Source organism: Oenococcus sicerae, assembly GCF_004102045.2.
In the GTDB taxonomy this organism is placed as follows: domain Bacteria; phylum Bacillota; class Bacilli; order Lactobacillales; family Lactobacillaceae; genus Oenococcus; species Oenococcus sicerae.
Map to the genome: position 1 here is coordinate 339,241 of NZ_CP029684.2, position 23,103 is coordinate 362,343.

The following is a 23,103-nucleotide window of genomic DNA, read 5'->3' on the forward strand; positions in this document are numbered from 1 at the left end:
CTAAATCTTCCAAATAGAAGCTGTCAGCTTTGTCTTCCCACCTCGACTTGTAACGAATAAATTGTCCTGATCGTTATCTGGGAAAATACGCGCTGAGAACACGATAATGCCACCATTAATGAATATTTCAACAGAAGAGTTGTCGACGAAAATCTGCATCCTGATCTTATCTTTAATCATGAGTTTCCGATAGCGCTCGCTGCCGTACTTTGCAGCAAAAGGAATCCCAGCATCGGCTCTAGACAGTGAAACCAATTGTTCATTCTTATCAAATACCAGTTTCGTGTTTTTATCATTATCAGCATTAGCACGAATATCCATTTCAAAACGGCTAGATGTGCTCATATCGATCTCAGCATCAATTTCTTGAGTCCTATTAGCAGCCAGCAGAACTGGATTCTCTGAGACGAAGAAATCAAATTTAGTCTGCTCTTTACGAAGGGCTGCTAATTCACGAATCGGTTTTTGTACTAATTGGCCATCTTGGATCGATAATTCACGCGGCAGAACCAAGCAGCCTGCGTAATGGTACTTTTCAGTCGGATAAGCAATTTCAGAGATACCAAACCAGGCACTGAGAATGCGTCGGCCATCAGGAGCTGCCATTGTTTGAGTGGCATAAAAATCAAAACCAGCATCAAGCTCTTGAAAATGGCCGTGGTTAAAAATCAAGTTGTGATAATCCATTTTGTCCCCAACGAAACAACCCGTCTGATAAATATTTTCATAAAGCCCATCGTGTGCCGGAATCCCTTGTGGGCTAAAGAGCAGTACACCTTGATCATCAACCTCAAAATAATCCGGGCATTCCCACATATGCCCAAAGTTCCTTTCTGCCGGCTGCATCTCGCCCAAAGTTGTCCAATGATGCAGATCCTTTGAGTGAACCACGACCACCGTACCGGTCTGGTCTTGTCGCTGCGCACCCAATACTGCATAATAATCGGAACCGTGCTGCCAAATCTTCGGATCCCGAAAATGGCCTGTGTACCCCTTTGGCGAATCCGTGAGTAATGGATGATCAAACTTTGTAAAATGGTTCTCATGGTCCATAAATGCACCCAATTGGTAAGGAACGCGATGCCATTGGTCAGTATCTGTGTCCACCCAAGTATTGCCGGTATAAATGATGAATAATTGGTCGTTAACACTTAGTGCACTGCCAGAATAGGTACCATATTGATCATATTTTGTGTCGCTCTCAATCGCGGGTCCGATCTCCTGCCAATGAACCAGATCTTTAGAAACCAGATGATACCAGCCGTGTTGCCAAATCTTCGGATCTTTGTGAAAAGCTAATGGCGTCCATTGGTAGCATAGATGATATTGGCCATCGAAATAGACAAATCCATTCGGATCATTTAAAACGCCAGATCTGGGTTCAACATGAAATTTTTGTCTGAATGGGCTGGTGTTGGCAATAGCCTCTTCATCTGAAATAATTGCCGGTTTGACATCTTTAATGTTTTTGACCATATTCTGAAACTGCTTTTTTCTATCTTCTGCTGTAATCATGTCAAACCTTTCTTAGATAATCGCATCCTAAAATTGAAATAACTTACTTGCTTTCAGTCTTGAGTGCTGGGGCATTTTTCTTTTGGAAGAATTTGCCAATCAAGACCGTCGCAATAAATCCAATACCGACACCGATCAGGTTCGTGATAATGTAATTCAAATAACCATTATTGGCAGGATCCGCAATCGCAATCCCTGGTAAGGCTGTCGTTCCGAAACTAATCGCCGTCAATTTAGTTAGGTAGATGTAGCCGCCGGCAATAGCGCCGCCGATGCAGCCGCCGATTAACGGATAGCGGTTTTTAATATTGATTCCGAATAGAGCGGGTTCTGAAATGCCAAACAAGATTGAGAAGAAGGCTGAAATCGAGATTTCTTTAGCTTTCTTACTGTGCCTGTTCAATAGCATATATCCCAAAACGCCACCGCCTTGGCCCATTAAAGCGCCAGAGAAAAGTGGATTTAAGAAATCTTTGCCAGTTGTAGCAATCAATTGAGCTTCTACAGCTCCGAACATATTATGCAGGCCGGTAATAACAATCAGCTGCTGCACACCGCCAAAGAACATGTATCCAAAAATGCCGAATGCCTTTGAGACCCATACCAAGCCATTAGTAACCCAGCTTGAAAGTGCCATACCTATAGGTCCGACAAGCAAGAAGAGCACAAATGAAGCAACTAAAATAGTCAGCATAGGAGCTAAAACAAATTGAATGACGCCTGGTAATTTCTTTTGGAAAAAATTATCCAGTCGAGCAACTACCCAGCCCATAATCAAAGCTACAATGATTTGTCCGCCAAAACTTGTAAGAGAAAAATGCATTCCAAAAATATTAGCAATAACCGCTTTCGCATTACCCGCGGAAACATCAGATAGCGACGGCAAGCTCGAAGACATCATTACTGCGCCAATCGCCAAGCCTAAAACCGGTCGACCACCATAGCGCTTGGTCGCCGAATAAACAACGATCAAAGGCAACATCGCGAAAATACCAGAAGCACCAAGACTGATAATCAAACTTATACCGCTAATATTAGGAAACATCTGGACCAATGATTGGGATCCAAAAATTTTCTGCGTCAAGACATTATTTAAACCGATTAGAATACCGGCAGCTAAAATGCCTGGCAATATTTCCGTGAAAACACCTGTCAGATCATCAACGAAACTGGAAAACCAGCCTTTATCTTTTGTGGTAGTTTTTTCTTCTATCGTGTCCGAGGATTTGGAATCCTGGCCTTGACTGCTGGCAAAAGTTGCTGGAATACCCGTATGCTTCAAGAAAACAGCTGTTACTTTATCTACCAGCCCAGCTCCGAAAACAATTTGTAATTGATTCCTGTTAATATTAACGCCCTGTACCAAATCAATTTGGGATAAAGCTTTTTCATCAACTTTAGAAGTATCTCTTAAATTTATACGGAGTCGAGTCGCACAATGGAATGCAAATATCGCATTTTCTTTGCCACCTATCGCGGGCAGAATCTTATCAGAGATGGACTCATACCGCTCTTCATCACTTTTCATATCATTCCTCCAAGAAATAACAGTTATAATTTGTGATCACTGAAATTATGCTTTCATCATAGAACTATGTAAGCGCTTAGATAATGGATAAATGTTGCATTGATGGGTTGAAATGTTGATAAAATAGATCTATATGGCTCGTAAATACACATTTATCAATGAAAATTTTAACGAGTACCTTTATTTATCGTCAGGCGGATTTGAGCACTGTGAGCCATCGCACAGCTATGGTCCCGGTGCACGTACAGGTTACATGATCCATTATGTATCCGAGGGTAAAGGAGTATTTACAAGCAAGAATATTAGGTATCATATTTCTCCAGGCGAATTTTTCTTTATTCAGCCAGGCAAAATCGTCAAAATGGAAGCAAACCAAAAGGAGCCTTGGACAATCAACTGGATTCGTTTCAAAGGCAGGCTAGTCGATACTTATCTGAATCAAATTGGCGTATCACTGATGAATCCAGTCGTTTCCGGAGAAAGTGCCCAGAAAATAAAAAAGATCATCTCAGATTTGATTCAAACTTCATTGATGAATCAAGCAGACGACCTTTACTATTCAGAAAAATTACTAGAAGTTATCAGAATTATGAGATTGGCCTATCCTTCAACCGTCTCTAGTCATTATTCCGCGGATGCAAAAATTTTTCATGAAGGCATGCAATTTATAGAAAAAAACTTTGACTCGCCAATCACGATAGAAGATGTTAGAACAAAGCTAGCAGTCGATCGATCATACCTTTATCGAGCTTTCAAAAAATGGCTGGATGCCAGTCCTAAAGAATTTCTTGTTTCTCTCAGGATGGATAAAGCCAAAGAGATTTTGCAGGATAAAAACAATCAAAATACGATCCGTTCTATCGCTTTTGCCTGCGGCTTTGAAGACCCTCAATATTTCACAAAAGCTTTTAAGGATTTCACAGGTAAAACGCCGACTGAATATCGCAACGAGTGAATTGCTTCTATCTTAGTAAGCTCCCGAATCTTTACTGAATAAGACCAGTGCCACCGTCTTAAAGCAGATTTTAATATCGTTTCTAAATGACCGCTCTTCTATGTACTGCAAGTCCAACTTAATCATATCTTTAAAGTCAAGATTCGAACGACCGGAAACCTGCCAAAGGCCGGAAATACCTGGCTTGACTAGCAAACGCTGCTTGTCAAAATCATTGTACCTATTTAACTCACGAGAAAGACAGGGACGCGGGCCGACCAAAGACATGTCGCCTTTAACCACATTCCAAAATTGAGGCAATTCATCTAAAGAATAGCGGCGAATAAAATGGCCGATCTTCGTGACACGGGGATCCTCTTTCATTTTGAACATGCCACCATGCATTTCATTTTGTTCCAATAGTTTATCTTTAAGCTTGTCAGCATTCAGGACCATACTGCGAAGCTTGTACATAATAAAAGGCTGACCATTTTTACCGATCCGTTCCTGTGCGAAAAAGACTGGCCCACCATCTTGCTTGATCTTGACTGCGAGAATGCCGATCGGAATGATGCTGATGAGGATGCCAAATAAACCGCCAATAACATCAAAGGATCTCTTAATGGCATAATAAAAAATCGATTTTCTTGGAAAACCGTTTAAATTTTTGACTTTCCCATTTCCCGCACACAACATCTTCATCAATAATTAATTCTCCCAATTAATTAAAATTCTTCAATCGTTGTACTATCAACTGGTTCACCAGTAATGATTCGAGCAGCGTTCATCTTCAAAGCTGTAACTAATTGCTGATTAAGCAAGTGGCCGATCAGTTCGTAGGCTTCGGCTAAATGATAACGACGGTTGTCAGCGAAGTTATGCGCATCACTGGCAATCGTGGTCACAAATCCTCGTCGCAGCAGGTCGATCGAGAAATCAGCAATGCGTTTACCAAAAGCACCATTGATCGAGGCGCTGGTCAATTGGAACAAAGCGCCTCGTTCTGCTAATTTATTTAACTCTTCAGGATGCTCCAAGAGATAACTATTGCGCTCTGGATGAGCAACGATCGTCATAATGCCGCGTGACTTTAACTGGAAAATCACATTATGAGTGAAAAGGGGCAAGTCCCTATCCGGCAATTCAATCAGCAGATATTTTTTTGAGTCGGCCAGAGTCAATAATTTGCCTTGATCTAAGGCACTAACTAAGTCGCCTGTCAAATGAACTTCCTGACCTGGTAAAATGGTTAGATCAATCGCAGCTTTTTTTAATTCAGCTTGGAAGGCATCAACAACTTTCACGACGTCAGCAGCTTCATTTGTATACTTAGCGCTCATTGTATGCGGCGTTGCCACGATCGTCTTAATACCATTAGAAACGGCTTCTCGCGCTAGTTCTAGTGATGCATCCAAAGAATTAGAACCATCATCTAATCCCGGCAAGATGTGAGCGTGAATATCAACTAAAGTCGCTTTCTTATTAACGACAGGAGCAGGGTCTTCTTTTTCAGCAGCTGGTGCCTCATGGCTGTCAGAAGCAGCGGCTGTATAGCCGAAATTAGACCAAGCTGGTTGTGAAGATGCAGCGCTTTGCGAGCTGGCTGACGCCGTCACAACTGGCGTCTTTTTAGCTGGTAGAACCGGTTTGACAGGTGTTTCTTTTTTGACCTGCTCTGTGTTCATGACATTAGTCGAGGTATAGCCATAGCCATAGCCGTAACCTTTATCTGCACGAAGCTGGCTCCTTGTAACAACACCCAAAACATGTGCTTTGGCTAATTTCAAAATACGGGTAGCCGAAAGGAGACTTTTTTTCTTCGTCTTGCCTAACAAAGCGACTAGAACAACGCCATCAGTCCTTGGAATCAAGGCTTGGGCATCCGGCACCAATAAAAGCGGTGTTGAATCGATCACGATCATGTCGAATTCGTGTTTCATCCAGTTCAGGACCTTAAGCATCTTATCCGACCCGAGCAATTCCGATGGATTAGGCGGCATCGGGCCAGAAGCCATAACAAAAAGATTAGGCTCTTCAGCGGCGTGGATCACTTGAGCTGGCTGGTCATTCATAGCCAAGACTGTCGTCAAACCGTGATCATTGGCGATCGAAAATGTACGATGCAGAGTCGGACGGCGGAAATCAGCATCCACTAGCAGAACACGCTTACCTGCTTGAGCCCAAGTAACAGCTAAATTCTGGGCAACGGTCGATTTGCCATCAGACATTTCAGAACTCGTAAAAAGAACTGTCTGCAGCTTATCGATCGAAGCGGCTGCGAAATCAATATTGGCACGCAGCACTCGGAATTGTTCAGAGACGACGTCCTGCGGATCGCGAACCGTGATCAGCGGTACACCATAGCGAGAAGAACGTATATCAACAGCAGATAATTTTTGAATTTTTCTTTTGGACGGCATTAGTTTTTCCTTCCTTTATGAAAAGCGGCGTAATTGACCGTACCAAGATTATTGAAACCAAGCTCGGCAACAAAGTCCACTTCGCGATAGGTATTATCGGACAGTTCCTTGATCAGAACATAGGCTACGGCAAGAAAAGCGCCTAGCAAAAAACCTGCAAGCGTAATCAGCTTGGTATTCGGTGAGACAGGCTTGCTTGCTTTCAGACCTTGAGAAACGATCGAAACATTGGAGACAGACTTGCCCATGAGCTTGACTGCTTCATTTTTGAAAATATTAGCAGCTGTATTAGCGACATCTCTGGCTTCGCTGGGATTTTTCGAGATCGCATTGATCGAAAAAATCTGTGAGTTCTGGCTGCTGGAAATAGAAACCATTTTTTGGATCGATGCCTTAGTCAGGTCGGAATAGCTGGGTTTGAGCTGACTGACAACACGGTTTAAGATGACTGGCCGCGTTGCTAAATCTTTATATGTATAAATGAGTTGAACATCGGCCTGCTGATTGCCTAAAGCAGCACCTGTCGAATCATTTTGATTACTATTGACTAATAAAGCTGTTGTGGACTGATATTTAGGTGTCAGGACAAATTTGCTGATCGAAAATGCAATAGCTGCCAAGGCCAGTGCCGAAACGACTAATAAAATAAAATTTTTCTTGAACAGCTCCCAAAGCCGTTGATAAGAAATCGTACTATCCATGAACACCCCTTAAAATTAATTCAGTCCCTGTCAACGTATGTTTAACATTTACATAAGATACTGATAATCTATCAGATTTAATAATATCGCACTTCCAGCTGAACACGAAGGGCAATTTCTCAGGAAAGCTCTTTTAAGCAGCAAATTTGTTTCAAAAAATCAATATAATTAAAGCATATGTGCAAGAATAAACTAGATCTTTTGGAGCAAGCTTCGGCCGTCGATATTTTTAAGTACAATCAACGGCAATTAAAGAATGTCTCAGCTACGGATAGATTTTACAATCGCGGCCTGATGATCAAAGCCAGCCAGATGGCGAAAAGTGATCAATACAGCTTAATTAAGTATCGGGTCGGCTACATGCTGGTCGTGCCCTTTTCACCGACGGAAGGATTAATTCTGCTGCCCAAACTGGACCTGATCGAAAATACCAGCGATGGTTTTTCAAATATCGACTTCATCAACCACTCGGTCTCATTGGCCAAATTAGCTTATTTCCTCTATCGGGGTGAAGAAGCGCCAGATCGGGATATCACGATCATCCAGATGGCTGATAGCGGCAAACTGATCGAACAAGTCAAATCGATCGATGATATGATCGCTTTTCATATTTATACCGTCAAAATGATCGAGGCGATCACAAAGCTGGACGAAGCGAAATTCCAAGAAAGCCTGACCGACATGCGCGGCTGCAATATTTTCGGCGACTCTCTCACGCAGCAAGGTATCATTCGCGGGCAGAAGGATATCTTGATCGATCTGATCAGCAAGCTGTCGGATACTGTCGGTAAATACGGCCTGCCGATCAAGAAAATTATCGGCATTCAGATGAATTCGATCCAAAAGATCGAAAATCAGAGCAACATTTTGAATTTCGACGCCTGGCTGGCAGAAATTCCCTGGATTTACTTTAGGGAATTTAAGGCCTACCGCAAGAGTTTGTTTACCGACAAAGCCGAACGCATCAAGGCCTACCTGACCAATCACGTGCGTGAAAACATCCGCCTGCACGATATCGCCGCAGAATTAGGCCTGGCCGAACAGACTTTGAATGCGATCTTTAAAAAGAAGTTCGACATGACGATCAAGCAATACACGATCCAATTGAAAATCGAGTCGGCCAAACAAGTGCTGACTTCGACCAATCTGAAGATCAAAGACATTTCCGAGTACCTCTCCTTTGCCGACGAAAGTTATTTCATTCTGACTTTCAATCGCCAATGCGGGACGACACCATCCAAGTATCGAGCCCAGCATATTGAAAAAGTCTTACAGTAGGCCACAAAAAAACGCACCCTCGATCGGGTGCGTTTTAATTTACTGCTTTTCGTGGAAATTTTACTTTTGCTCGCGCTTGCGCTTTAAAGCTAGTGCGGCAGCGGCGGCGGAGATAGCAAGCATCGTGGCAGTGATCGCAGAGAAGTAGAAGACCTGCTCGCCTGTGTGCGGCAATTCTTTGTGAACCGTCGTCCAAGCAGTCTGAGTCGGCTTCTTAGTGTCTTTAACTGAGACTGAAGCGGCAGCCGTCTGATCACCGATCGTGATCGTAAAGGCATAATGTTTGCCAGCATTCAATGTGTAGCCGGCAGGCGCTTTGGTCTCGACGAAGTAGTAATCACCAGGCTTCAAATTAGCGACCACGATCTGACCTTTTGCATTCGTCGTCAGACCAGACTGGATCTTGGTGCCATTAGCCTTGTAAAGGTCAAAGACAGCGCCAGCCAAAGTCTTGTTCGTCTTAGCATCGGTCTTTGTCAGGACGACCGAACCAGTCTTCTCAGCATTTTGGGCCGAGACAACGACCGGATCAGTTGAATCACTGATATCGATCGTAAAGGCATACTGCTTAGTGCTATCAAAGTTATAACCAGCAGGGGCAGATGTTTCAAGGAAGTAGTAATCACCAGGCTTTAGACCATCATAAGAAAGCTGGCCTTTGGCATCAGTGGTGAGCTTGTCTTTAACTAAGCTGCCATCTTTTTTGTATAGGGAGAAAGTAGCGCCAGACAAAGTCTTAGCAGCATCACTGCTGTCAGTCTTAGTCAGAAGAACTGAGTGTGTTTTTTCAGCATTTTGTGAACTGACCGTGACCGGCGTGGTTTGGTCACCTAATACGATCGTGAATGCATACTGTTTCGTACTGTCGAAAGTATAGCCGGCAGGTGCAGATGTCTCAACAAAATAGTAATCACCAGGCTTTAGGCCATCATAAGAGATCTGGCCATTCGCATTTGTCGTCAAATTGCTTTTCAGCAGCGTGCCATCTTTTTTGTAGAGCGAGAAGGCTGCGTTTGCCAAAACTTTATTCGTATCAGAATCCGTCTTCGTCAGAAGAACCGAACCCGTCTTTTCGGCATCAGCAACGCTAACACCGATCGCCGTCACTTGATCAAAAGCAACTGTGAAATTATGGTGAGCCGCGTCCAGGACATAACCGGTCGGCGCTTTAGTCTCGACAAAGTAATAATTGCCGGGCTGCAAACCGCTAACTTTGATCTGTCCGTTGTTGTCAGTCGTGAGGCCCGTGACAGAAGCTGTTGACTGACCTGCTTTATAAAGATCAAAGACAGCGCCAGCGACAACTGTTGGATCAAATGCATCAGCATCGGTCTTTGTCAGCACAACAGATCCACGCTTTTCGGCGTTGCCTGCATTGACAATGACTGATTGTGACTGATCACCGATTGTGATCGCAAAAGTGTACTTGGCCGTGCTGTCAAAAGTATAGCCAGCAGGAGCGGATGTTTCGACGAAATAGTAATTGCCAGGTTTCAAATCGCCTACTTTGATCTGTCCAGCGGCATCAGTCGTCAGATTAGAAGCAACACCCGTACCATTGGCTTTATAGAGGGTAAAGGTCGCGCCAGACAGGGCTTGGTTCGTATCAGAATCTACTTTGTAAAGGATCACTGAACCCGTCTTTTCAGCATCAGCCACGTTGACCGTGCCGCTGATATTGTCTGAATTCAGAGTGACAGTGTAGTGCTTTGATGAATCAAAAGTGTAACCGGTCGGGGCAGATGTTTCAACAAAATAGTAACTGCCGGCATCCAAACCAGAATATTTGATCTGACCATTAGCGTCAGTCGTCAATCCTGCCTTGATCAGATTGCCCGCAGAACCATACAAACTGAAGGTCGCACCAGGCAAAACAGCTTGAGTATCGCTATCGGTCTTGGTCAGAGTGATGTTGCCCTGCGTATTAGATTCGGGAAGCTGAACATTATTATTTGAATCAGCGTCACTGTAATTAACAGAAATTTCTTTACCGTTAGCTAGATCGGTCGGAATAATATAGCTGTCTGGTGCAGCGGTCTCAACCAAGATATAGTTGCCGGACTTCAAATTATTCCAAGTTAGCTGGCCATTAGCATCGGTCGTCGCACTGCGAAGCAGCTGACCTTTGACACCATTATTATCAGAATAGAGACTGAAGGATGCACCAGCTAGTGGCTTTTTACTAGCGCTATCAGTCTTCGTGATGACAAGATTCGTATTTTTACCACTTGCAGAACCGCTATTATTAACAACTTGCGTATTAGTCGTAGTCGTCTGCGAGATTGATTTCGTATTATCGCCAGTAATCGTGACTGAATTTGAAAGTGTGTCATTAGTTGATGAAGAATTAATTAACGAACGATATCGAATCGAATAAGCTGTCGTGATCTGACCATTGAAAGTGATCAGTAATTCTTGTTGGCCGGTGGTCGGATCCGTGGTCAACTTAACTGTATAATCCTGATTTAGCTGTAAAGGTTTAGTAGTATCTTCAGTAACGGTACCATCTTGAGCAACCTTGGTCGAATAAACTACGATCGAGCTTTCATCAATGATTTGTTTACCATCAGGTACATCATCGACAACAACGTTCGACAAAGTGGATTGGCTACGGTTAACCCAAATATGGTAGGTTGCATAAGCTGAATTAGTGGGATCCTGTGTACCGGATTTTTTCACATATTCACCAGCCTTAGGAATAGAAATACTAGCAGTCAAATCGCTGGATTTAGAATTGTTTGTGTAAGTAGCTGTATTCGTATACGGGGTTGATGTTTCTGGTGATGAAGGATTAACACCGATCAGCGTACCTGACAAGTCTGTATCAAAAGTTAATACATAAGTCTTAGTACTGCCCTCTGGCAAATTGGCTGTAATCGTCTTGGTGCCAGAATCATAATTGATACTAGTGGTAGTTACTTGAGTTCCTAAATTATATGAACCATCTTTATTGATCGTTGCTTCGTATAACTTAGCGCTATCAGCAACATAAGTCTGATTGCCGATTATTGGATCAACAATCGAAGCGCTAGTTAATGTGCGCTGATTATAATTTCCAACAACTGTCCAAGTAATGTGCTTATTCACGGCATTATAAGCACCTGACTTACTACCGTCATTTTTAAAATCATCATTAGGCGTGAAATCAGCGCTGCCATCATTATGGTGTGTTTTGCCACTTTGGTCAGTCCAAGTAGTGGTTGCGTTATTGGTCCATTTGCCACTAGATGGCAAGTTATTCGTATCAAAAGTCGTCTGATAGGACAAAGTGTACCAATCTTTAGCATGACTCTTTAGGCTACCTGAGAATTCAATCGTAAAACCACTGCCAACACTATCAATCGTGACTGTGTAGTCTGTACCCTCTTTATAAGTAACACCGGTATCCTTGTCCTTCAAAACGAAAGAAGTTGGAATAACTGTTAAACCATTTGGTGCTGTATCGGTCATAGACCAATTTGACATGTCCTGGCGAGCCATGTTGATATCAAAATTCCAAGTCAGGGTTTTGCTATTGTAATCAACATCACCAAGACTCTTTGTCAATCCTTGCTGACCAACAGTTTGATTACCCGGATCAGAAGTCTGGCCATTACTGCTGGCAGAATTGCTAATGACCGTGTTGGTGTCATTAGGATCTGTCAACTGTGATTGGTAAGAAATCTTAACACCCTTCGTCAAACCATTTGGGAAAGTGACAGTCATCTGTGATTTATCGGAATTATAAGTAATGGCATAAAGAGATGCATCAACAGTCGTGCCATCTTCATAGACTAAAGTCGGCGTGCCTGAGAAGGCTTGTCCAGTAGAAAGTGTGTCCACGATGCTGGTGTTAGCTGCTAAGCTTTTTTCACCATAGTTATAATCGATGTGCCAGTTATACTTTTGGCTACCGTTGTTATCTTGGCCATCGTAACTTTTTGCGATCAGCTTGCCATAATTGGCATCCACGGTCGCACTAGCAGGATAATTCGTGCCATTGTTAGACAATGTTGCGGTATTTTTAAAGCTAACCTGGCCACCATCATCAGGGAGTTTGCTACTATCAATATCACTTGTATATTCAATCTTGAAGGCTGAATAAGTTTTGGCGTATTTGCCGATAAAAGTTATCTTGCCACTGCCATCAACTGTGTAATCCGTGCCTGCAACCAAAGCTGGGCCAGTCGAGGTAACATTGCCGTTCAAGTTGACCGTTAAAGGATAAATCGTGGTCGTTTTCAAAGTTGTTGGTACCGTACCATCCGTGCTGCTTGGCATAGGATCGATCACTGTCGCATTATCAAGTTCAGCACCGATCGTGTTGATCGTGACATCCCAAGTAATACCAGTCGGGTTGTTGTTAGAACTATTGGCACCAGTCAAGGTACCTGTTTTTGCAATAGTATTTCCACCATTTGGATTCACAACGATCGTTGTGGTACTTGGTTCGGTTTTCGTTGGAATCGTAATTGTTTGTTCACCAGTGGTGGTTGTGCTCGTTATTTGAGACGTATAACCAAATGTGCCAGAAATCGTGTCATTGGTATTAACGTTATCGTTAAAAGTAAAAGTCACAGTACCATCAGCTGCGATCGTGTAGGTTCCATAAGTGCCTAAATCGCCTTGGCCTGCTTTATATTGAACACCAGCGGGTAGCTTGAAAGTGAAATAATCACCGGATGCTAATGTATGGCCCGATAACTTATTCGGAATCGACCAGTTATAATCCAACGTGATATTCGTATTTTGATCCACCTTTGTTGGATCAACTGAATTGCCTTTCGAATCTGTAAATTTGAAATCAGCAGAATCGATAATCGTGCCATTATCAGACGCAGGCAAGTATTGCGAGATATCGTGAGGATCAGTTACCGCAGCAGACCTAACAGTTGCTGCTTTTTTAACCGTCGCTGCAGAAGAACTTGCTGCCGAGCTCGATGAACTGCTTGCTGCAGTTTGTGAGGCAATATCAGCTGAAACAGATTGTGTTTCATATGTTAATTTAATTTGACTCGTTTCAGCAATTTTAGAGCTGTCCAGATTCAATGAGATCGAGACATCATTGTCTGTGCCAGCCTTTGCTTTAATTTCGACATTATCGTCGTTGAGCAGATAGCTCACGAGATCTGTGTCTTTGCTTTGCTGTTCAGCCGCGGTCTTAAAGGCCAGCGGACTGTCCAAAGCAATTTTGTAATCGCTGTCAGTCGTGGCAGTCACATGAACTTTTAACGTAAATTCATTCGTGCTGCCGCTAACAGGCAAAAGGCTTGTTAAATGGATACTGTTGTCAGATGAATCACTTGTCGTAGCGGAAACAGCTTGCGCACCGATCCCGACATATTGAAAAGAAATGACAAGTGCCATCAAAATGGCATACAGTCTTTGAAACATTTTATTCATAGTTATCTCCCAGTAAGATATCGCTCACGTAACCAGTTTTACTTGATCGCACATAAAAAATCGCCAGTTATCACAAAGCTATCTGGCATTCTATCATTTTCGGTAACGCTTGCAATGTAATTAAATCGTCATTACATATAAGTTTTCAACATTTTTTTGATCAATTGCATTTTAAAAGACTATTTTTGGCCAATAAAGAACAAACAGCTATGAAAAAGTTCTAAGCAGGCAGCTTTTTTTATAGCGTTTCACAAATTTTTCATTTGATTTTTAACGAATCGGCTGTTAAATGAGTAAAAAAGGAAATTTTCCCAAAAATAATATAAGAAACTGATAACTGACCAAATTCCATATTATCACGCTTTTTCTCAGAAATCGTTCGTGATTCGGCTTTTTTTCAAACAAATCACAAAAAAAAAGCCGGAAAACGGCTGTTTGACGATGAGTTCATGCTGATTAAGCTTCAGCACCGATCTTTTCATTTTTTTCGACTTCGATCTGACGCTTGTCCGTGATTTTCATGAAAGGCAGCCAGACCAAGGTATCCAAGACGATCAGCACAACTTGCAGGATCGAACCGGAAATATGTCCACCAGTCGCAAGAAAACCAGAAATGATCGGTGGTGTCGTCCAAGGCATGACCGCACCATTGGTCATCGCGACAATACCCGACTGCATGGCCGTAAAGGCAATCAAAGCATTCATGATCGGCACGACGATAAATGGCAGGATCAAGTAGACGTTTAAGACGACCGGAATACCAAACATCGTCGGTTCATTAATGTTGAAAATGCCTGGTACCATCGTCAACGGTTTTAACGTCTTTAACTGTTTGGAATGCGAAAAGAGTGTGATCGCGATCACGAGTCCAAGGGTCGCACCGCCGCCGCCAAGATAGACGAACAGATCCATAAAAGGCTGGGTCACGATATTAGGCATCGTCTGATGAGCAGCATAGGCTTTCGCGTTTGCCCCCATCATTGACAAGTAGACTGGGCTCATGATCGCACCCGTGATATTGCCGCCATGGACACCGACAAACCAGAACAAAGATGTCAATGTGGCCACGACGATGACACCGAAAAGCGAACCACCAAAGGCTGACAGCGGCTTTTGCAGCCAGATCGTCAGGATCTGCGACAGAGACTTGAAGTCAGTCCGTGCCAAAAGCGTCTGGACGATATCCCAAAAAGTCAGGATCACAAGACCCGGTATCAGTGCGACAAAAGAATTGGCAACGGCCGGTGGTACAGTATCCGGCATTTTGATCGTGATATGTCGTTTAACAAACCAAGCAAACACATAACCCGTGAAAAGACCGATCAGGATCGCGGGAAACAGGCCATTAGCACCCGTGAAATTAAAAGACATCCCCTGCTCGGCCAGATTCGTCACCTTAACTGACTTAGCCGTCAAAGACCAAGGCGTCGACGTGCCGAACATGTAAGGCGTCGTGATCACAAAACTAGCAAAAGAAATGACACCAGCCGACAAACCATCAGCGCCTAATTCCTTGGCCAGATGATAGGCAATGCCGAAAGCCGCCACGATACCAATGATCATAAAAGTACCATAGTAAAGCTTCAGCAGCCAATCAGAAAGCCAGGCACCATCGCCTGCCAGCCAAGTCGCCCAGACACCGCCATTAGCACCCGGTGTCGGAAAATTCTTGATAATCAAAGCTAAAGACCCGACCATCACGATCGGCATCACCGCAGCGATGCCATCACGCATGGCAGAAAGGACTTTGTTTTGCGCTAACTTGGATCCGATCGGAATCAGATACTTCTCAAGCCCTTTCATGACATTATCCATCATTATTTCTCCCTCTTTTCCCTTATGAACAAATTTTCCGATATGCGTCATTTGTGGCCGGACGATTGTCACTTTTATTAACAATGGTCTAGGCCAATCGGTATTGAAAATTAGGAAAAATTAGAAGAGACTGTGGGCAGTTTTCGATCAGCTGTCTTGAATAACGAGGCGGTCCGTTTGATTGATGTAGTCGCGATCTGCCAAGGGTCGTTTGCGCGGGTAAAAACGCATCTGCTGCTGACGGATCTTTTTAACACCAACGAGAACACCGGTGTTAGCCGCCGGATCATCAAGCTGTTTTAAATAATAAAGACCGCCGGGAATTTGATCGAATCGCAGCTGGCCTGAGGCATTGGTCGCAGCCAAGATGGGCTGGCCAAGATGTTGTAAAGGTCGTTTTTTATTTCGACTAAAGAGCTGAAAGTGTGCGTTTTCGATCGGCCGGCCAGCGCGATCCAACCGTGTCAGACGCAGGTCAAAGGATTTTTTCGATAGACGCCAAGCCAGAATACGGCGCAGGATCACGATGATCTGCAGCGCGAGCAAAAGCAGCACTGCCAGTAAAATCAGCAGCTGATCACGACTATCCGCTTGATCCGACTGGCCGACAGCTTTTTTGATCGCCGCAGTGTAAGGCACACGATAGCCCGTGATCAAAAGCCGGTGGGAGTTGATCATATAGGGTGTGCAAGTCAGCAGGGTCGCCAAGTCACGGCCTTTTTCGATTTTCAGACCTGTGTAATTATCGGGCAGGACGACTTGAAAACGGAAAACTTTGTAGGCAAGCTTTTTATTCAGAACGGTCAAGACAAAAATATCGCCTTTTTTCAGCCGATCAATGTTCGTAAATAAGGTTCTGGAAGCTAGACCGCGGTGTCCGGAAATGACCGTATGCGTACCCAGACCGCCCAGCGGATAAGAAGTTCCTTGCAAAACGGCCGCCCCATAATTCAGCGTCTCATCATTCGTGACATCAAAAAGCGGAATATCCAAATGAATCTTCGGAATCGCGATACTGCCGATCAAATGCTGTTTTAAACTGACCTGCTGCTGATAACTGCTGCCGAGAAAAGGATCATTACCGGGATGCAGACCATCTTTGGCGATCTCGGCATTTTTGGCAGCCATGACTTTTTCTTTTTGGCGGATCGCACGATCAGTGCTTTGATCCAATTGTTTGATGCGCTGCTGGTCAATGAAATGATTGACAGCGCCGACGTAAAAAGGATACAAGGCGATCAAAGAGCCCAAAAGAAACATGATCGTCAGTAGAACATTACTGTGGCGGCGGCGTTTTTTAGACTTATCTGTCATTTGCGATCCTCTTTTGTCTGGCGGATCTGCAGCCTGCTTTTGGCAAAGAACCTGCGTTTTTCGATTTTGATCTTAAAATAGCGGTCTTTCAAACGCCTGACGCTGGCTTTCAAATAGTTGATATTGATTTTTTTGTCATCAGCGACTAAGCGATAGTGTCCACCAGCCAGCGTGCCAAAAGAAAGACGGCCATCAGCATCGGTTTTGGCCAAACGCGGCCGGTCCTTGCCATCTAGCAAAGCACGACCAAAAGCATCCTTCAAATAAAAAGTCTGCTGGGCCAAAACGTGGTCATCTGTCGAGATATAGCAGAATAATTCATAATGACGGCGGCGGGCGATCAAGTCGAGCAGCTGGCGGTACAAGAAGTAAGCAAATAGCAGGATCACTGATATGCCCAGCGCAATAAAGGCATATAGACGAGTCGTTTGAAAATTTTCGACACTTTTTTTGCTCTGATCGAACTCGCCTTTTGTCAAAGGTACACGGCGGCCTGTCACAAGCAGGCGATGGGTGTTGATCATATAAGGGGTGCAGGTGACCAGCGTGACCAGATCCTGACCTGCTTTTATTTTCAGTGCACCCAGATCTGTTGGTAAGATCGTTTGAATTTCCGAAACTTGATAAGCTAGCCGTTTGCCAAAAATTTCCAAGAAAAATTTATCGCCTTTTTTTAAACGCGACAGGTAGGTAAACAAGCGCTGATCCGGCAGACCGCTATGGCCCAGCAAAACCGCCCGTGTCCCCTTGCCGCCGACAGGATAAGAGCTGCCCGGAAGCAGTGTGATACCCTTTTCCAGCAGATTTTCACTCGTTGTATCAAACACCGGCAGGCTGACCGATATTTTCGGAATAAAAATGCTGCCTAACACATGTTTCGTATAGTAACTTTGATCCTTGGCCGCAACATTTTTTAAACTGCGGCCTAAAATATCTTTGATCGGTGAAATACCTAATTGCTGATTTTCGGCTGTCCGTTTTTTATTATTGTCAAAAAGTTTTTGCAGACGCGCCGTATTTTTGCGCTGGTTAGCGTTATTCAATTTATCAAGCGACTGGATCTGCTGCTGAGCCAGGTAATTATTGATACTGTCAGCAATGAAGGGATAGCAGAAGATAAAAAACCCTGCTAGAAACATCAAGGAGATAATTAATTTCAGGAGAAAATTAATGTCAGCAAAATGTTTATTTTTCATATTCCTCTCGTTAACTTAATTTTAAAGGTTATCGCGCTTAAAAGCTGTAAAAAGGCACGCGCAGTGATTGTCAAATGAAAACAAAATTTAGCTGTATCCGATATAATTAGATGTTATGTTTGAAGAAAGATTAAATTTACTCGCCTCGGCCTTTGCTATCGATATTTTTAAATATGATCAAGGAAAACTGGTCAAACTTTCAGCGGCACAAAAGTTTTTTAATCAGTCATTAATGACTCAGGCAGCCAAATCGTCTGCCTTAAATACCTTCACTTTAGTTAAATATCAATTAGGCTATATTTTAGTTATCGCTTTTTCAGATCAGGAAAAACTACTGCTGCTGCCGCAAGTAGACAGTGCCGAATATGATCATAATTCTTTTGCCGACCTGAATTTTCTGACTCAGGCGCTCAGCCTAGGCAAGCTGGTCTACAGTATCTACAAAGAAGCAGCAGCTCCCGATTGGGAGCTAGCCATCAACGATCTGAACAAATCCAAGGAAATCGTCAAACAGTCTGCGCCGATCAAAGACCTCAATAGTTTTCATGCCTACTCGATCGTCATGACCGAAGCATTGTGTGTGCTGGACCAGACGAGTTTCCAAAAAAATGTCCAATTAATGAAAGCCTGCAATATTCTCGGCGAAGCTTTAAAAAGCAATAACTTCATTCGCGGTGAAAAAGATATTCTCATCGGCCTCGTCGAACAAATGACCAATGGTTTGGAAAAAATCGGTTTTCCGATCGAAAAAGCCGTCCTGTTGCAAATTAATGCCAATCAGAAAATCGAAATGCAGGCCAACATCATTAACTTTGATTACTGGCTGGACGAATTGACACAGTTGTTTTTCGTCGAATTAAAAAAATACCGGCAGTCTCAGTCTCTCAGCAAGGCAGAAAAAATTTCAGCTTACATTAACGCACATTTAAGAGAAAATACTAAACTAAAAACGATCTCTGAGAATCTGAATATCCCTGAACAAAGTCTGAATATCATTTTCAAAAACAAGTACGGACAGACGATCAAACAATATGCCATCGCACAAAAAATCGAGAAAGCTAAAACGATCCTCGACCGCTCAGAACTAAAAGTGAAAGATATTGCCAACTATCTCTACTTCATCGATGAAAGCTACTTCATTTCGACTTTTAAAAAATTGACCGGCATCACGCCGTTAGAATATCGTTTGAAAGCCAGCCAGCCTCATGAGACCAATAAGTCTAAAAACAATTAAAAAACAGCCGGATCGGCTGTTTTATTTTGCAATGATACTGCTGGCGATCTGGCTGACTAACTGCTGTCCGCTGTCTTGGCCGCTATTGTTCTGCGTTAAGATGGCGACTAAATATCTTTCATGATCAGAATAACCGATCGAATTGACATACCAGCTGCCGTCATCGGCATTCAACCAGCCATTTTTGAAAGCCGGATCTTTCATGGCACCGATACCAAATCGCTGAGCCGTCGTAATATTGGCCATCAAATTCAAGATATAACTACGATCTGCCGTCGGCATCTTTAAGATATATTTCAGCAGTTTGATCTGATCGGCAGCCGTCGAGGTAGAAAGACCGAAGCCGTTATAATTGGCATGCGTCTGAGTCATGTTTAGTTTGGCCCAGAGACTTTCAATACCGGAAAAGCCGTTGATCTCTTCAAACAGCTCAATTGCTGACTGATTATCCGATATTTCGATCATATTCGTCGCAAGATCATTGTTCGTGCCGGTCAAAGGACCATCTGCTTTGACTAGCTGCGTCAGGATCGAAGCCTTGATCGAACTAGCCAGCCAAAAATGATGGCCGCCATTGGAATAGGTCAATTTTTGGCCTGTTTTTGTATCCAACACATAGACATCGGCCTTGGACTGACCGACGATCGCGTTAATTTTTTTCGTGAAAGCTGTCTGCGAGACCATCGGACTTGTCGTCTTGGCATCGCTAAAGGATATATTTTTTATGCTGCTTTTAAGCTGTGCTGTGATTTTCTTCATCGAAAAAAACTTTCTCGAAGTGATCTTAACTGTTTTGCTGCTGACAAACTCCGGCTCTTTGATCACCCAAAAAACCGCGCTGGCTAAGATAAAAATCAGCGATATGAAAAACAGCCGTTTCTTATTCATTAACAGAATTATAGCGATTTAAAATTAAAAATAGATTAATTTCTCGCAATATCTTTCCAGTCCGGCATATAAACAAAGCCGACAGCCTTCTCACCCGTATGAACACCGATCAAAGGTCCGATCGTAATAAAGTCCGTCAAAATAGTCGGATACTTGCTATGCAGATCGGCCTGCCATTTCTCTGTCAGTTCGCGATTGTTGGCATCGGCGAATTGTACTCGAACGGGTCGATCAAAAGCAGCCAGATCAGTCGAAAACTGTTTCAAAAGCCAGGCCCAAGCACGTTTCATCTGTCGTTCCTTACCTATCGCAACAATTTTAGACTCGTCATTGAAGGTCAGGATCGGCTTGATATTCAATAAACCAGCTACTAAGGCCGTTCCACCAGCCAGACGCCCAGTCCGTTTTAAATGACTAATATCATCTACAACAATAAAAACATGGGTCGTATCACGTAATTGGCGGACTTTTTCTATGATCTGATCACGCGTCAAGCCCTGTGCCGATAACTCGGCAGCCAGCAAAGCCTGCACACCGGAAACCATCAACGTATATTTTGAATCCCAGACAAGAACGTCAAGGCCTTCGTAATCGTTGGCCATATTGACTGCCAAATTATAAAAACCAGAAATGCCGCTGGCGAGCGTCATCAGGATCGCTTGCTGATAGCCATCTGCCTTAGCCTGATCAAAAGCCCGGATCACATCAGCCGGGCTGGCCATGGATGTCGTGGGCAGATTTTTGGCTGAATTCATTTCTTTGTAAAATTTTGCTGGAGATGACCAATCGGAATCATACTTGATCTTTTCATTAAAAATAATCGGCGTCGGAATTATGTAAATATTGTATTTTTGCTGATCTTCTTTAGAAATAGCAAAAGAGCTGTCAGCGATAACAGCAATATTCTTCGTCATTTTTAATCCTCCATTGTCTTATAGTCTTGCGCCCAAAGATAACCGACCGCTTTTTCTCCTGTATGAACACCGATCAAAGGACCAATAATGCCACCTTCAAAAACAATTTCCGGCCATAGGACCTTAGCTCTGTCAGTCCAAGAATCCGCTAATTCCGGATTATCAGCATCGATGACCATGACCCGCAGCGGCCAGCCATTTTTCTTATAGGTCGCAACGGTTTTGCCGAAAGCTGCTTCAATATATTCCCAAGCTCCTGTCATTTTACGGGCCTTGGCAATGGCGTCGATCTTTCCTTGCTGATTCGTATCGATCTGAAGAATCGGCTTAATACTTAAAAGGCCGGCTACGAGCGCTTGGCCGCCAGACAAACGTCCTGTCCGCTGCAGGTGTTTGATCGAGTCGACAACAAATAAGACGCCAGTTCGTTGACGCAATAAAAGCAGTCTTTTTAAGATCTCATCAACTGGATAACCCTTTTCAGCCAGATCAGCTGCCAGCAAAGCCTGATTGCCGGCACCAATACAAGCAATTTTCGAATCCCAGACGTGAACATCGAGATCTTGATATTGTTTTGCAGTACTGACAGCAGCTTCATAGGTACCAGAAAAGCCCGAAGACAAAGTCACCATAATTGCCTGCTTGTAGCCATCAGCCTTAACTTGATCAAAAACGGCCTCGATGTCGCCCGTAGAAGGCTGACTGGTCGTCGGCTGTACGGCACTGCTGGCCATTTCTCGATAAAAATCAGGGTTGACCGGCCAACGGGATTCGTGGTAAACCGTTTCCCCAAAAATCACCGGATTATCCACGATGTAAATATGGTGTTTCTCCAATAGGTCCGCTGCAATGTAGCTCGAGCTATCGGTAATAATGGCAATTTCACTCATTCAACTAACCTCGTTCCAGAAAATGTTCTTAAGCAATATTTTATCCTAGTCAACCAATATTTGTGTCAAGACGCGAAATGTCCACTTGTTTTATTCTAAATCAACACAAATAAAAACAGACAACTTTTTCGATCTTCATCAGTTGTCTGTCTTTGATCAGCGATCAATCAGCGATTTTTTCAACAGCATGGCCGCCGAATTCATGACGTAAAGCTGCCACCACTTTGCCTGTAAAAGTATCGTCCTGCATTGAACGATAACGCATCATTAAGGATAATGCGATGACTGGTGCCGGTACTCTTAAGTCCATTGCTTCTTCAGTCGTCCACTTACCCTCGCCTGACGAGTGCATTCTGCCGGCGATCTGATCAAGATGCGGATCATCGGAGAAAGCATCTTCAGCTAATTCCATCAGCCAGCCGCGAATAACCGAACCGTGATTCCACAATTTTGCCACGGCTTTATAATCGTAATCATACTGAGAGGCTTCCAAGACTTCAAAACCTTCAGCGATCGCTTCCATTTCACCATATTCAATGCCGTTATGAACCATTTTTAAATAGTGTCCAGAACCAAGCTTGCCTGTATATAGATAACCATCCGGCACTGAAATTGCTTTAAATAGCGGTTCGATCGTCTTCCAAGCCTGCGCATCGTCGCCACCGATCATAAAGTTGCCGCCAGTCAAAGCGCCCTCCATGCCGCCTGAAGTACCAGCGTCGAAGAACTTGATGCCGGCTTTAGTCGTCCGTTTATTTTGTTCTAGATTATCTTTATAATTCGAATTGCCGCCATCGATCAAAATATCATCAGGATCCAATTTCGTGATCAGATCATCGATCGTTGAATTCGTTGGCCGGCCGGCCGGTACCATGACCCAAACAATTTTCGGCGAAGCTAATTTTTCAACTAGTTCCTGCGTACTGCCGGCAGTCTGAGCGCCATACAGCGCAGCTTCTTTCACTGAATCGGGGTCGAGATCAAAACCAACCACGTCAATGCCGTTATCGATCATATTTTTAACTAAATTAAGGCCCATTTTACCAAGGCCGATCATGCCAACTTTCATCTTAGCTCCTTCTCTTTACGCTTTT

Annotated in this window: 16 protein-coding genes; 3 read left to right on the top strand and 13 right to left on the bottom strand. The window is 43.5% G+C overall.

From position 1 onward, the window contains the following. Both DLJ48_RS01750 and DLJ48_RS01755 read right to left on the bottom strand, forming a co-directional pair. Positions 1-1,515, bottom strand: a complete 1,515-nt coding sequence (locus DLJ48_RS01750; RefSeq protein ID WP_243148632.1) for a sucrose-6-phosphate hydrolase — start codon at positions 1,513-1,515, stop codon at positions 1-3. Between the two features lie 43 nt (positions 1,516-1,558). Then, entirely contained in the window at positions 1,559-3,043 is a 1,485-nt protein-coding gene (locus tag DLJ48_RS01755) for a PTS transporter subunit EIIC (RefSeq protein WP_128685361.1), read from the bottom strand. A gap of 133 nt (positions 3,044-3,176) precedes the next feature. Between DLJ48_RS01755 and DLJ48_RS01760 the strand changes: the two genes are divergently transcribed. Next, entirely contained in the window at positions 3,177-3,998 is an 822-nt protein-coding gene (locus DLJ48_RS01760) for an AraC family transcriptional regulator (protein ID WP_128685363.1), read from the top strand. A gap of 12 nt (positions 3,999-4,010) precedes the next feature. Here the strand turns inward: DLJ48_RS01760 and DLJ48_RS01765 are convergent, their stop codons facing one another. From DLJ48_RS01765 to DLJ48_RS01775, 3 genes are read right to left on the bottom strand one after another with little or no spacing between them, the layout of a single operon-like run. Continuing rightward, positions 4,011-4,679, bottom strand: coding sequence for a sugar transferase (locus tag DLJ48_RS01765; RefSeq protein ID WP_128687054.1), 669 nt, complete (start codon positions 4,677-4,679; stop codon positions 4,011-4,013). Positions 4,680-4,702: 23 nt separating this feature from the next. After that, the gene (locus tag DLJ48_RS01770; RefSeq protein WP_128685365.1) at positions 4,703-6,397 is read right to left on the bottom strand and encodes a polysaccharide biosynthesis tyrosine autokinase; all 1,695 of its coding nucleotides are present in this window, start codon (positions 6,395-6,397) and stop codon (positions 4,703-4,705) included. Continuing rightward, positions 6,397-7,098 carry a YveK family protein gene (locus DLJ48_RS01775; RefSeq protein WP_128685367.1) on the bottom strand — a complete coding sequence of 234 codons (702 nt, stop codon included), beginning with the start codon at positions 7,096-7,098 and terminating at the stop codon, positions 6,397-6,399. Before DLJ48_RS01775 ends, DLJ48_RS01770 begins: the two co-directional genes overlap by 1 nt. Positions 7,099-7,275: 177 nt before the next feature. Between DLJ48_RS01775 and DLJ48_RS01780 the strand changes: the two genes are divergently transcribed. Further along, a complete protein-coding gene (locus DLJ48_RS01780; RefSeq protein WP_128685369.1) occupies positions 7,276-8,376 on the top strand; it encodes a helix-turn-helix transcriptional regulator in 1,101 nt (366 codons plus the stop codon). A 60-nt stretch (positions 8,377-8,436) separates the two neighbouring features. Here DLJ48_RS01780 and DLJ48_RS01785 read toward each other — a convergent pair whose 3' ends face one another. The 4 genes from DLJ48_RS01785 to DLJ48_RS01800 all read right to left on the bottom strand — a co-directional run bounded on the left by DLJ48_RS01785 (position 8,437) and on the right by DLJ48_RS01800 (position 18,083). Further along, entirely contained in the window at positions 8,437-13,758 is a 5,322-nt protein-coding gene (locus DLJ48_RS01785) for a SpaA isopeptide-forming pilin-related protein (protein ID WP_128685371.1), read from the bottom strand. Positions 13,759-14,214: 456 nt separating this feature from the next. Further along, positions 14,215-15,576 carry a PTS sugar transporter subunit IIC gene (locus DLJ48_RS01790; protein WP_243148634.1) on the bottom strand — a complete coding sequence of 454 codons (1,362 nt, stop codon included), beginning with the start codon at positions 15,574-15,576 and terminating at the stop codon, positions 14,215-14,217. Positions 15,577-15,720: 144 nt separating this feature from the next. Continuing rightward, positions 15,721-16,887 carry a class C sortase gene (locus DLJ48_RS01795; protein ID WP_128685373.1) on the bottom strand — a complete coding sequence of 389 codons (1,167 nt, stop codon included), beginning with the start codon at positions 16,885-16,887 and terminating at the stop codon, positions 15,721-15,723. Beyond that, positions 16,884-18,083, bottom strand: a complete 1,200-nt coding sequence (locus DLJ48_RS01800) for a class C sortase (protein WP_128685375.1) — start codon at positions 18,081-18,083, stop codon at positions 16,884-16,886. The genes DLJ48_RS01795 and DLJ48_RS01800 overlap by 4 nt, the downstream gene beginning before the upstream one ends. 115 nt (positions 18,084-18,198) lie before the next feature. Between DLJ48_RS01800 and DLJ48_RS01805 the strand changes: the two genes are divergently transcribed. After that, positions 18,199-19,317, top strand: coding sequence for a helix-turn-helix domain-containing protein (locus tag DLJ48_RS01805; RefSeq protein ID WP_128685377.1), 1,119 nt, complete (start codon positions 18,199-18,201; stop codon positions 19,315-19,317). Positions 19,318-19,338: 21 nt separating this feature from the next. Here DLJ48_RS01805 and DLJ48_RS01810 read toward each other — a convergent pair whose 3' ends face one another. From DLJ48_RS01810 to gnd, 4 genes are all read right to left on the bottom strand, one after another. Further along, positions 19,339-20,205, bottom strand: coding sequence for a serine hydrolase (locus DLJ48_RS01810; protein ID WP_128685379.1), 867 nt, complete (start codon positions 20,203-20,205; stop codon positions 19,339-19,341). Positions 20,206-20,240: 35 nt separating this feature from the next. Further along, on the bottom strand, positions 20,241-21,119 hold the full coding sequence (locus tag DLJ48_RS01815; RefSeq protein WP_128685381.1) for a DegV family protein: 879 nt from the start codon (positions 21,117-21,119) through the stop codon (positions 20,241-20,243). A 2-nt stretch (positions 21,120-21,121) separates the two neighbouring features. Further along, positions 21,122-22,009 carry a DegV family protein gene (locus DLJ48_RS01820; protein ID WP_128685383.1) on the bottom strand — a complete coding sequence of 296 codons (888 nt, stop codon included), beginning with the start codon at positions 22,007-22,009 and terminating at the stop codon, positions 21,122-21,124. Positions 22,010-22,172: 163 nt separating this feature from the next. Further along, complete coding sequence (gene gnd / locus DLJ48_RS01825) at positions 22,173-23,078, bottom strand: phosphogluconate dehydrogenase (NAD(+)-dependent, decarboxylating) (RefSeq protein ID WP_128685385.1); 906 nt, start codon at positions 23,076-23,078, stop codon at positions 22,173-22,175. Positions 23,079-23,103 lie beyond the last annotated feature (25 nt).

Coding starts and splice junctions, on each gene's coding strand:
- DLJ48_RS01750 (WP_243148632.1), bottom strand. CDS start 1,515: ATGATTACAGCAGAAGATAGAAAAAAGCAGTTTCAGAATATGGTCAAA.
- DLJ48_RS01755 (WP_128685361.1), bottom strand. CDS start 3,043: ATGAAAAGTGATGAAGAGCGGTATGAGTCCATCTCTGATAAGATTCTG.
- DLJ48_RS01760 (WP_128685363.1), top strand. CDS start 3,177: ATGGCTCGTAAATACACATTTATCAATGAAAATTTTAACGAGTACCTT.
- DLJ48_RS01765 (WP_128687054.1), bottom strand. CDS start 4,679: ATGAAGATGTTGTGTGCGGGAAATGGGAAAGTCAAAAATTTAAACGGT.
- DLJ48_RS01770 (WP_128685365.1), bottom strand. CDS start 6,397: ATGCCGTCCAAAAGAAAAATTCAAAAATTATCTGCTGTTGATATACGT.
- DLJ48_RS01775 (WP_128685367.1), bottom strand. CDS start 7,098: ATGGATAGTACGATTTCTTATCAACGGCTTTGGGAGCTGTTCAAGAAA.
- DLJ48_RS01780 (WP_128685369.1), top strand. CDS start 7,276: ATGTGCAAGAATAAACTAGATCTTTTGGAGCAAGCTTCGGCCGTCGAT.
- DLJ48_RS01785 (WP_128685371.1), bottom strand. CDS start 13,758: ATGAATAAAATGTTTCAAAGACTGTATGCCATTTTGATGGCACTTGTC.
- DLJ48_RS01790 (WP_243148634.1), bottom strand. CDS start 15,576: ATGATGGATAATGTCATGAAAGGGCTTGAGAAGTATCTGATTCCGATC.
- DLJ48_RS01795 (WP_128685373.1), bottom strand. CDS start 16,887: ATGACAGATAAGTCTAAAAAACGCCGCCGCCACAGTAATGTTCTACTG.
- DLJ48_RS01800 (WP_128685375.1), bottom strand. CDS start 18,083: ATGAAAAATAAACATTTTGCTGACATTAATTTTCTCCTGAAATTAATT.
- DLJ48_RS01805 (WP_128685377.1), top strand. CDS start 18,199: ATGTTTGAAGAAAGATTAAATTTACTCGCCTCGGCCTTTGCTATCGAT.
- DLJ48_RS01810 (WP_128685379.1), bottom strand. CDS start 20,205: ATGAATAAGAAACGGCTGTTTTTCATATCGCTGATTTTTATCTTAGCC.
- DLJ48_RS01815 (WP_128685381.1), bottom strand. CDS start 21,119: ATGACGAAGAATATTGCTGTTATCGCTGACAGCTCTTTTGCTATTTCT.
- DLJ48_RS01820 (WP_128685383.1), bottom strand. CDS start 22,009: ATGAGTGAAATTGCCATTATTACCGATAGCTCGAGCTACATTGCAGCG.
- gnd (WP_128685385.1), bottom strand. CDS start 23,078: ATGAAAGTTGGCATGATCGGCCTTGGTAAAATGGGCCTTAATTTAGTT.